Raw genomic sequence first — 9,788 nt, forward strand, 5'->3', positions numbered from 1 at the left:
CACCGCCATCGCTACCGTTTCACGCTCACCGATAGGACGATACTGCGTCACGCTATTATCCACATGCACCAAACCTAGCATCGCAAAGGGAAATGGCTCTTTGACCATCATATTCATTTGTAACGTCTGTGATAAAACAGAAAAATAGGTAATCGGTATTTTGCCATTGTCGGCGAAACCACAAATCTTACGATAATCGTCAAGATTGCTTTGGTCGATGTGCAAATTATCTACATAATACGTCGCTTGTGGCAACTGATCGCGGCTGACCTTTTCGTTATTACCAATAGGCAATAAGCTCTTGACGATATTGGCATAAGTGGTATGCGCTTTTGGCAACGCATCATAATGTTTGTCTGACATAATAAATCCTAAATGGGGTTGAGCTAACTGAGGCTGGAGCAAATTATCTGGCTACTTGTAAACAGCGAAGCATTCTTTTGTCTGCTTGTTCGTTTACTGGTTCATTTATTCATTCATTTACTGGCACATGCTTTTATTCATACCTGTTTTTATCATAAAAAAGCCACCCTTGGGCAGCTTTATTACAATTTATCAGCAATTTTTCGTAAGCGTATGTGAGGTCGATTTAAAAATCTTGTCCCTCTTACCTACTTAATACAGGCTTGCTCACTATGATTTAGTCATTTATCGAGCAGTATTCTGCCTCTATTTTACTGAGTATGCATCCAACAAGCTATGCACCCAACAAGCTTTGGCCACAAACACGCACAATGTTGCCATTTAGTCCACCAGAAGCTGGTGACGCAAGCCATGCAATGGTTTCAGCAACGTCGATTGGTAAGCCGCCTTGGCTCATTGAGTTCATACGGCGACCGGCTTCACGAATGGCGAACGGAATGGCTTCTGTCATTTGCGTTTCGATAAATCCTGGCGCTACAGCGTTGATGGTCATGCCTTTAGAGCCGTCTTCTAATTGCTTAGCAGTCGCATTTACCAAACCAATGACGCCCGCTTTAGAGGTGGCATAGTTACTTTGACCTAGGTTACCAGCGATACCTGAGATAGATGAGACGCAGACGATACGTGCATGGTCTTTTAGCACATCATTATCGAGCAAGTAGCGGTTTAGCTTGGCAATACTGCCCAAGTTGATGTTGATGACCATGTCCCACTTTTTCTCATCCATTTTTGCCAGTGTCTTATCACGGGTCACGCCAGCATTATGAATAACGGCATCTAAACCGCCACGCTTTTGCGCTGCTTCTGCGATTTCTTTGCCCGCATCTTCACTAGTAATATCGACGGTTAATACTGAACCACTGATTTCGCTGGCGACTTTTTGTAAGTCCGCTTGCTGCTGCGGTACATCAAGGCAGATAACATGGGCGCCTTCGCGTGCCAACACCCGAGCAATAGCTTCACCGATACCGCGACTTGCGCCAGTGACCAGCATGGTTTTACCGCCTAAAGGCTGCGTCCAATCGACATCAACGTTGTCGCCATTGGTAACACGTACCACTTGTCCTGACACATAAGCTGAGCGCGCTGAGGCAAAGAAGCGTAACGTTGAGTCTAAGTTCTTTTCAGCGCCTTCTGCTACGTAGATAAGCTGGGCGGTGATACCGCGCTTAAACTCTTTACCAACAGATTTCACAAAACCTTCAAGCGAGCGCTGCGCCAATGCCGCTTCAATATCTGTTAGATCTTCTGGTGGACGACCGATAACGATAACGCGACCTGATTTTTCGACGCGGCGCGCTACTGCATGAAAGAACTCATACACTTGTTTGAGCTCATCAGCGTTACTGATATTGCTGGCATCAAACAATAAAACTTTAAATTTGTCATCGCCGCCGGTATTGGCTTTGGCTTTCACGCCTGCATCAGCCAGCGCGTCTTTTACCGCATCACGGCTATTTACAAATACATCAGCGTGCAGGTCTGACAAAATACGGGCAACTGATTCGCTGATGGCAGTATTGTCGCCATCAGCACGGCCAACCAACACACTACCGCGTACTGACGGCTGACCACTATCAAAACGGTCTAGCTCTACTGGCATCGGCAAGCCTAGGTTTTTTGCCACTTTTCGGCCAATAGAAGACTGCACAAAATCACCATAACGGTCTGACATAATATAATCCTATAATTGATAAAAAAAATTACTAATATGAGTAAATAGGTTAAAAACTGCTGTAACTATACACTTCCATGCAAAACAAGTCCAAAAGCTGCGCCTGTCTATCATAATCTGTAGACAAGCCAGTATACAAGATAGCAACTTTTTCTCGCGTTAAAAACACCCCACTTATGTTAAAATCTAACGTATAAGTTATGGCAAATGCATTTATAGATAACAATATATTATCAAAAGCTTCGTTATGCAATGTTATTAATCAATACTAACCAGTATAATCAGTAGCGTTTGATAGTTAGCATTGAAGGCATGAGCTTAAAATTAGCGTCACATCGTTTGCTAAAGAGATACAGTAAGCGCGTAAAAAGCGCCTTATGCTAACCTTCTCTGCCGTGTACTATGTTTTTCTCTTTTATTTTTATTTTGTTTTTCCCTTTTATCTTCTACCCATATTTTTTAAGGATAATATTATGAGTACTAAAAACAATCATCCTGATAGCCCTGTTGTTGAAACGACCGTCGTAAAAGCCGGTGATAGCCAAAATACCGATACAACGACTGACGCAGCAACTGAAGACGCCAAGCAGCCGAACGTTTTTGACACAATGGCAAACTCAAAAACCGCTGAGCCAAAAAAAGCGGACGATAAAAAGTCGGATGCCAAAACAGCAGATACGAAAACAGACAGCTCTAATAAAGATAATTCTAAGAAAGACGAGTCTAAAAAAGATGAGTCAAAAAAGGAGAGCACCGCTGAAAAAAGCTCAAAAGACAGCAAAACCACTAACGCTACTAAAGATGATAGTGCGGCTAAAGATGCCAATAAAAAGACTGACACAGCTAGTACAAAAACAACCGCTACGACCGCTAAAGAATCAAGCAAAACTGGCCTAAGCTCAGGGCAACATCGCGTCGCTATCCTAGGCGGTAACCGTATCCCGTTTGCACGCTCAAACGGAGCTTACTCTGATGACAGCAATACTGACATGCTAACCGCCGCGTTAGATGGCTTGGTCGAGCGTTTTAACTTACAAGACGAAAAAGTCGGTGAAGTCGTTGCTGGTGCGGTGATGAAATTGAGCCGTGATATCAACTTAACTCGTGAAGCGACACTAAGCACCGCCTTAAACCCACATACACCAACGTACGATATCTCACAAGCTTGCGGTACTGGCTTACAAGCAACCTTTGCTTCTGCCAATAAAATCGCCCTTGGTATCATTGATTCGGCGATTACTGGCGGTGTGGATACCACCTCTGACGCCCCTATCGCGGTTGGCGATGGCTTACGTAAAGTGCTAATCAAATTGGGCGCGGCTAAAGACAACAAACAACGTCTAAAAGCGCTAATGGGTTTAAATCCTAAAGATTTGATCGACTCACCACAAAATGGCGAGCCGCGTACGGGTTTATCCATGGGTGACCATCAAGCGATTACCACCCTTGAGTGGAACATCAGCCGTGAAGATCAGGATGAGCTTGCCTTTAACAGCCATAAGAATCTAGCACGCGCGTATGACGAAGGTTTCTTTGACGACCTCATCACGCCATACAAAGGTTTGACGCGCGATAACAACTTGCGCCCAGATACGACGTTAGACAAGCTTGCTAAACTCAAACCCGTGTTTGGTAAAAAGAATGCCAACCCAACCATGACAGCCGCTAACTCGACGCCGCTAACCGATGGCGCCTCTTGTGTGCTATTGGCCAATGACGAATGGGCCAAAGAGCGTGGTCTTAAACCACTAGCATATATCGTTCATCAAGAAACGGCTGCCGTTGACTTTATCGGTAAATCTGGCGATAAAGAAGGTTTACTCATGGCGCCAGCTTATGCGGTACCGCGTATGCTTGAGCGCGCTGGTTTAACGCTGCAAGATTTTGACTTCTATGAAATCCATGAAGCGTTTGCCTCACAAGTGTTATCAACGCTAGCAGCTTGGGAAGATGAGAAGTTCTGTCAAGAGCGTTTGGGTCTTGATGCGCCACTAGGCTCTATCGATCGTAGCAAGCTAAACGTCAATGGCTCATCACTTGCCGCAGGTCATCCATTTGCCGCAACCGGTGGTCGTATCCTAGCCACTGCTGCCAAATTGTTAGACCAAAAAGGTTCAGGTCGCGCACTTATCTCAATCTGCGCCGCTGGCGGTCAAGGCGTAACCTGTATTCTAGAAAAATAATTTATTAGTTAAGTTAATTAGGGCGTGTCCTCATTTTAAAAATGGTTATAAAAATGAGGTAAATGGCAGTCAAACAAGGAAAATAGTGCAGATAATATCGGGATATTACCTAGCTATTTGACGATGTTTGGCAAGATTTAACCATTTTTAGCCCATTTAGATTGCTATCGGTTGAATTGAGGACACGCCCTAGCCAATAAATGGCATTCAATGTTAATACTCCCTTTAATCTGATGATTAGAGGGAGTTTTTTGTTGGGGCTGAAAAAATATTAAAAAGACTGCAACAAGTAAACACGGCGTACTCATAGCGTTATTGTAAATGTGCTAGAGTAATAAACCACATATAGAACTATCATAATGAATAATAACCATAAAAATATTGCTTAGGAGCTTATTATGAGCAAAGATCCCTCATCGATTGACCGACAAACCTTAAACGCCCCAAAACGGCAAGCACTGTCAGCACTCGAACAAGACAGCTTTATTACTCGTATGGATAAAGAAGTGTTTGGCGATGAGCTGCGACGCAAAATGCATCAAGATTTGATCGACAGCTATGATGAAGAACTTGAAAATGAGATAGACGATTATGTGCGTGACTTTCGTTTTGATGGCCGCGCGATGAGCGAGCAAGAAAAGCTCGATCGGCGTACTTATTTTGAAGAATTACTGCGATTACAGCGAGAGCTTATCAAGCTGCAAGATTGGGTGGTCGAATACGGCGAGCGCATTGTGGTGATATTTGAAGGGCGCGATTCTGCGGGTAAAGGTGGCGCTATCAAGCGTATCACTCAGCGTTTAAACCCACGTGTTTGCCGCGTTGCTGCCCTACCCGCACCAACCGAACGCGAACAGTCGCAGTGGTATTTCCAGCGTTATGTGGCGCACTTGCCCGCCGCTGGCGAGATTGTCTTGTTTGATCGCAGCTGGTATAACCGGGTGGGCGTTGAACGCGTCATGGGGTTTTGTACCGATGCTCAGTACGAAGAGTTTTTCCAATCAGTACCTGAATTTGAGCGTATGCTGGTGCGCTCAGGTATTCGCTTGGTCAAATACTGGTTTTCGATTACCGATGATGAGCAGCATTCGCGCTTTATGAGCCGGATTCATGACCCACTTAAGCAGTGGAAGCTGTCAGCGATGGACTTACAATCACGTCGGCGTTGGGAGGATTATACCAAAGCCAAAGAGACCATGTTTGAGCGCACCCATATTCCTGAAGCGCCGTGGTGGGTGGTCGAAGGCAATAATAAAAAACGCGCACGGCTAAACTGTATCGCTCATTTACTTGAGCAAATCCCTTATCAAGAAGTACCGCGCGATGAGATTGAATTGCCCGAACGCAAGCGCGATGATGAGTATTACCGCGAGCCAATTCCCGATGATATGTACGTGCCACCGCGTTATTAGCCAAATGTATGCAAGTATTATTTAACAAAATACGGCGTATAAAAAAGCAGCCTCATTAATATAGAAGGCTGCTTTTTTCATTTTTTCGCTAAATGTATTATGCTAATAGCAAATACATTTCAAGCTCTGCAAAATACTACATCGTATAAGTCGACTGCAAGCTATCAAGCTTACCCGCCAATAAGCGCTCGACCTCGTTTTTGATTCTTAGCCCAGCGACATCAGTGCCTATTTGCACCGCAAAACCCGCTGGACGGCCGCTTTGGCTTTTTGAATTGATCCAAACCACTTTACCATTCATCGGTAAGCGTTCGCTAGAATTGGGTAAAGTGACGGCAATAAACACCTCATCGCCCAGCTTTTGGGTTTTGTCAGACGGCACAAATAACGCGCCATTGGTCACAAAGGATAAATAGCTTGCGTATAACGTTTCCATATCTTCAATATGACAGGTTAAAATCCCGCCACGTCCTGGCATTGCCATAGTCCGCTTCCTTTATAAGTGAGGTTTATTTTTTAATCTGATTTATAAATAAGCCAATTCTTGCATCAGCTTATCATAAGCAAATTTTTCTTGCACATTTTGTTGTAGGGCAATTTTTGTTTCTTGCAGACTGTTTATAAATGCCTCTAATCCATCTTCCATAGGTTGATAATTTTTTAGAGATGCTGATAATTCAATGTCCTTTTGCAGCGCATCAAGACCCAAGCATACGCGGCGTATATCAACAAGCATTAGCTCCGACAATTGAATAAACTCGCTTATACTGAGCTGGGTTTGCCAATAGTCGCTTGCTGCTATGCTACTACGCTTGCCGCTACGCAGCGCTTGCCACGTTGTCAGCCATAGCGCGCGCTTGTTATACCATGGTGCTTGCGCAAGGGCGACCGCGGCTAAAGGCGCGCCATTTGCCAACTGTATCAGCTGCTCAATGGCTGCCGTACCGACCGCCTCACGATTGACCGTACTACCTAAAGCCTGAGTCACATAATCAACTGCAACGGCAGGGTCAATGGTCTGTAGTGCCAACTGCTGAACACGGCTTTTAATCGTGGGTAACAGCTGTGCCGGAGTATCACTGATTAAGAATAAATGCACTTGCGCTTGCGGCTCTTCCAGGGTTTTGAGCAGTGCATTAGCGGCTGCAACCGTCATTTGCTCTGCGTAATCGAGCACACATATCCGCATGCCCTGCCCGCCTTGATAAATAAATGGCTGCAAAGCACGGATATCATCAACTTTTATTTTTAATGCAGCGTTACTGGCAGCTTTGGCAGATTTCTTGTCTTTTGCGCTGCTAGTTGCTGCTTCTTTAGCATCGGCATGGTCGGCACTGACCGGCATACCAATCATTGGCAAAACTTGTAAGCTTGGATGCGTCCCCGATCTGAGCCATTGACAGCTCTCGCAAATCCCGCAAGCGCCAAGCGGATGGCTATCGCGCTCACGGCATAATAACCATGCGACCAAACGCCAGACAAAGGCACGCTTACCCATACCTTGCATGCCTGCCGCTAAGAGCGCGTGCGGTAAAGATTGCTGCGGCATTAATACCCGCTTGGTCAGCTGTGACCACAACTCATTTTGCCACGGTAATAGCGGTGCAAAATATATATTATCCGTCAAAGGCAATGCGCTGGTCATTTCAGTTGTCATTTTAGTTATCTTACTCATAATCGCCTAATCGCCGCTTAATACCTTTAGTATGCTATACATGCTAATACACGTAAAATATTTGAATAATTGAACATACCGACTAGCTTGCTTAGGCTATTACTAATTCTATTGTATCAGCAATTTTGAAAATCGACTAAGCTCATGGCATTGAGCCGGTCTAAGTCTTCTTGGGTATCAACGCCGGCTGGTAGATGACAGTTTGCAGTAGCAATAGCAATATGACCACCATTTTCTAAAACTCGTAATTGCTCTAGGCTTTCTAATATCTCGAGCGGCGTTTGTGGCCAGTGTACAAACTGCTGTAACAAGCTAACGCGGTAGGCGTATAACCCCAAATGACGATAAGCGTTTTTTGGTGGTTGCTGCTGTATATTTTTATCGTTTGCCAAAACCACATCACGGTCGCACGGAATCGGTGCACGGCTAAAATACAGTGCGCGCTGTAAATGGTTTGACGTCTGACTGACAACTTTTACGACCGATGGGCGCATAAAAGTCTCGTAGTCCTCGATAGGCTCGCATAAAGTCGCCATCACGCTGTCGCTATCTTGCACTAGTAGTGCTTTGACTTGCTGTAATAATAACGGCGGTACCAAAGGCTCATCACCCTGCATATTGACCACAATATCATGCTCAGCCCAGCCTTTGATAGCAGCAACTTCAGCCAAACGGTCGGTCCCTGATGCATGCTCACTACTGGTCATCACCACATCAAAACCTGCCTCTGTGCAAACTGTAGCAATCGCCTCATCATCAGTCGCAATACACATATCATCAGCAAAATCAGCCAACTGTGCTTTTTCAGCTACCCAAAGTATCATCGGTTTGCCATGAATTTTTAATAATGGCTTACCAGGCAGGCGCGTACTTTTAAAACGCGCAGGAATAACGATATGAGTTTTGACTGGCGCGGTTTCAATTGGCATTGTTGCGGCTGATGCTAAGACTGATGACATGGTTTATTCCTAAAAAATCATTTATGCTTTTGTGCCTTTAGATAAATTAATATTTAAAGCTTTTAATTGCTGCTGTAAGCTGATATAGCAACCGTCTGATAACACTGCAGTCACTGGCAAGACCCATAAGCGATTAATAATCTCTTGATACTCTTCGCTAAGTGTCTGGCGGCTAGTCATATCTATTAGCAGCGCTCTGATTTTGACCGCGTCTTTACTGGTCACAATAATAGGCTGCTCGCTATACTGTAAAAGCTCATCTAAGCTAAAATCATAATGATCCGGATAAGCGTGCCTAATGACATCAAAGCCAAGCGACAATAAAGTATCAAAAAAACGTTGCGGATAACCGATACCGCTTACCGCATGTACCCGACCATTTGGTATAGGTGGCATAAGTGGCATAGGCATTTTTTCTGCTGCAGTTAAACCTTTTATCTCAACAGCAGAAGGCCATAAAGGCTGCAATTTATCCGCTTGTAGATGCATGGTTAAACGATTGGATTGAGCTTGCTTATTATCTTTGGTCGTCCTATCAGTTTTTTCATGGTAAACCACATTGGCACCTTGCAAGCGCGACATGGGTTCACGTAAAAAACCGGTTGGTAGCAGCTGCTGATTACCAAAGCCACGCGACGCATCAACCACAATCCATTCGATATCACGTTGCAACGCATAATGCTGCAAGCCATCATCAGCAATAATCAGTTGTAAGTCAGGATAAGCATTTAATAAGATGGTAATAGCCTGCTTACGATTGGGGCAAACGGCCATCGCCGCGCCTGTCATATTGACGATTAAACAAGGCTCATCCCCTACGATGCTTGGCAAGCTATCGGCACGCACCAAAGCTGGCATCTGACTGCTATCACCGCCATAACCGCGGCTAATGACGCCTACTTTAACGCCTTGCTTTTGCAGATGATTAACCAAGGCAATAATCAACGGTGTTTTACCGCTACCGCCTACCGTGATATTACCAATAACCATCAGCGGGATAGGCGCACGATAACTGGCAAACAAACCTATCTTATAAGCCTGACGGCGCATCATCGTAATGAATCCATACAACCAGCTGACAGGCAATAGTAGCCAGAGCCAAGCGGCCTGACGTTGCCATGCACGCGTCATTGTGGTTTCAATACTCATGGTGATGTATTACTTATCCTATTTATGCAGCCATATTTACTACTAAAGTACCATCACGGCTTGCAGTGGTTTTACTCAAACAGTAGCTTTATTCAAAATCACGCGCGTACATTTGCGCATAATGGCCATGCAATTGCATCAGCTCTTCGTGGGTGCCTAATTCGACAATTTGACCACTATCCAACACCGCAATACGGTCAGCCGATTCAATGGTCGTTAAACGGTGGGCAATCACCAGTGTCGTCCTATCTTTCATGACGTTATCGAGTGCTTTTTGAATATAGTATTCTGACTCATTATCTAACGCACTAG

7 protein-coding genes and 2 pseudogenes are annotated in these 9,788 nt (G+C 44.8%); 2 read left to right on the top strand and 7 right to left on the bottom strand.

All coding sequences use genetic code 11. The features are described 5' to 3' along the window. Positions 1-363 (bottom strand): annotated as a pseudogene (locus V7D75_RS00070) (acyl dehydratase); the annotation flags it as partial. 334 nt (positions 364-697) lie between these two features. Next, on the bottom strand, positions 698-2,098 hold the full coding sequence (locus V7D75_RS00075; RefSeq protein ID WP_333612899.1) for a 3-oxoacyl-ACP reductase: 1,401 nt from the start codon (positions 2,096-2,098) through the stop codon (positions 698-700). A 608-nt stretch (positions 2,099-2,706) separates the two neighbouring features. Between V7D75_RS00075 and V7D75_RS00080 the strand changes: the two genes are divergently transcribed. After that, complete coding sequence (locus V7D75_RS00080) at positions 2,707-4,281, top strand: acetyl-CoA C-acetyltransferase (RefSeq protein WP_442968891.1); 1,575 nt, start codon at positions 2,707-2,709, stop codon at positions 4,279-4,281. 398 nt (positions 4,282-4,679) lie between these two features. Next, positions 4,680-5,693, top strand: a complete 1,014-nt coding sequence (gene ppk2 / locus V7D75_RS00085; protein ID WP_333612901.1) for a polyphosphate kinase 2 — start codon at positions 4,680-4,682, stop codon at positions 5,691-5,693. 136 nt (positions 5,694-5,829) lie between these two features. Here the strand turns inward: ppk2 and V7D75_RS00090 are convergent, their stop codons facing one another. The 5 genes and pseudogenes from V7D75_RS00090 to V7D75_RS00110 form a co-directional block, all read right to left on the bottom strand. Then, on the bottom strand, positions 5,830-6,177 hold the full coding sequence (locus tag V7D75_RS00090) for a PilZ domain-containing protein (protein ID WP_068408248.1): 348 nt from the start codon (positions 6,175-6,177) through the stop codon (positions 5,830-5,832). Between the two features lie 42 nt (positions 6,178-6,219). Next, the gene (locus V7D75_RS00095; protein ID WP_442968888.1) at positions 6,220-7,368 is read right to left on the bottom strand and encodes a DNA polymerase III subunit delta'; all 1,149 of its coding nucleotides are present in this window, start codon (positions 7,366-7,368) and stop codon (positions 6,220-6,222) included. Between the two features lie 116 nt (positions 7,369-7,484). Next, on the bottom strand, positions 7,485-8,327 hold the full coding sequence (gene kdsB / locus V7D75_RS00100; RefSeq protein ID WP_333612902.1) for a 3-deoxy-manno-octulosonate cytidylyltransferase: 843 nt from the start codon (positions 8,325-8,327) through the stop codon (positions 7,485-7,487). A gap of 21 nt (positions 8,328-8,348) precedes the next feature. Next, a complete protein-coding gene (gene lpxK, locus V7D75_RS00105; RefSeq protein WP_333612903.1) occupies positions 8,349-9,476 on the bottom strand; it encodes a tetraacyldisaccharide 4'-kinase in 1,128 nt (375 codons plus the stop codon). Between the two features lie 88 nt (positions 9,477-9,564). Then, positions 9,565-9,788: pseudogene (locus tag V7D75_RS00110) on the bottom strand (lipid ABC transporter permease/ATP-binding protein); the annotation flags it as partial.

Origin of the sequence: Psychrobacter sp. (assembly GCF_036731945.1) — a bacterium.
Taxonomy (GTDB): Bacteria; Pseudomonadota; Gammaproteobacteria; order Pseudomonadales; family Moraxellaceae; genus Psychrobacter.

Coding starts and splice junctions, on each gene's coding strand:
- V7D75_RS00095 (WP_442968888.1), bottom strand. CDS start 7,368: ATGAGTAAGATAACTAAAATGACAACTGAAATGACCAGCGCATTGCCT.
- V7D75_RS00080 (WP_442968891.1), top strand. CDS start 2,707: ATGGCAAACTCAAAAACCGCTGAGCCAAAAAAAGCGGACGATAAAAAG.
- kdsB (WP_333612902.1), bottom strand. CDS start 8,327: ATGTCATCAGTCTTAGCATCAGCCGCAACAATGCCAATTGAAACCGCG.
- ppk2 (WP_333612901.1), top strand. CDS start 4,680: ATGAGCAAAGATCCCTCATCGATTGACCGACAAACCTTAAACGCCCCA.
- V7D75_RS00075 (WP_333612899.1), bottom strand. CDS start 2,098: ATGTCAGACCGTTATGGTGATTTTGTGCAGTCTTCTATTGGCCGAAAA.
- V7D75_RS00090 (WP_068408248.1), bottom strand. CDS start 6,177: ATGGCAATGCCAGGACGTGGCGGGATTTTAACCTGTCATATTGAAGAT.
- lpxK (WP_333612903.1), bottom strand. CDS start 9,476: ATGAGTATTGAAACCACAATGACGCGTGCATGGCAACGTCAGGCCGCT.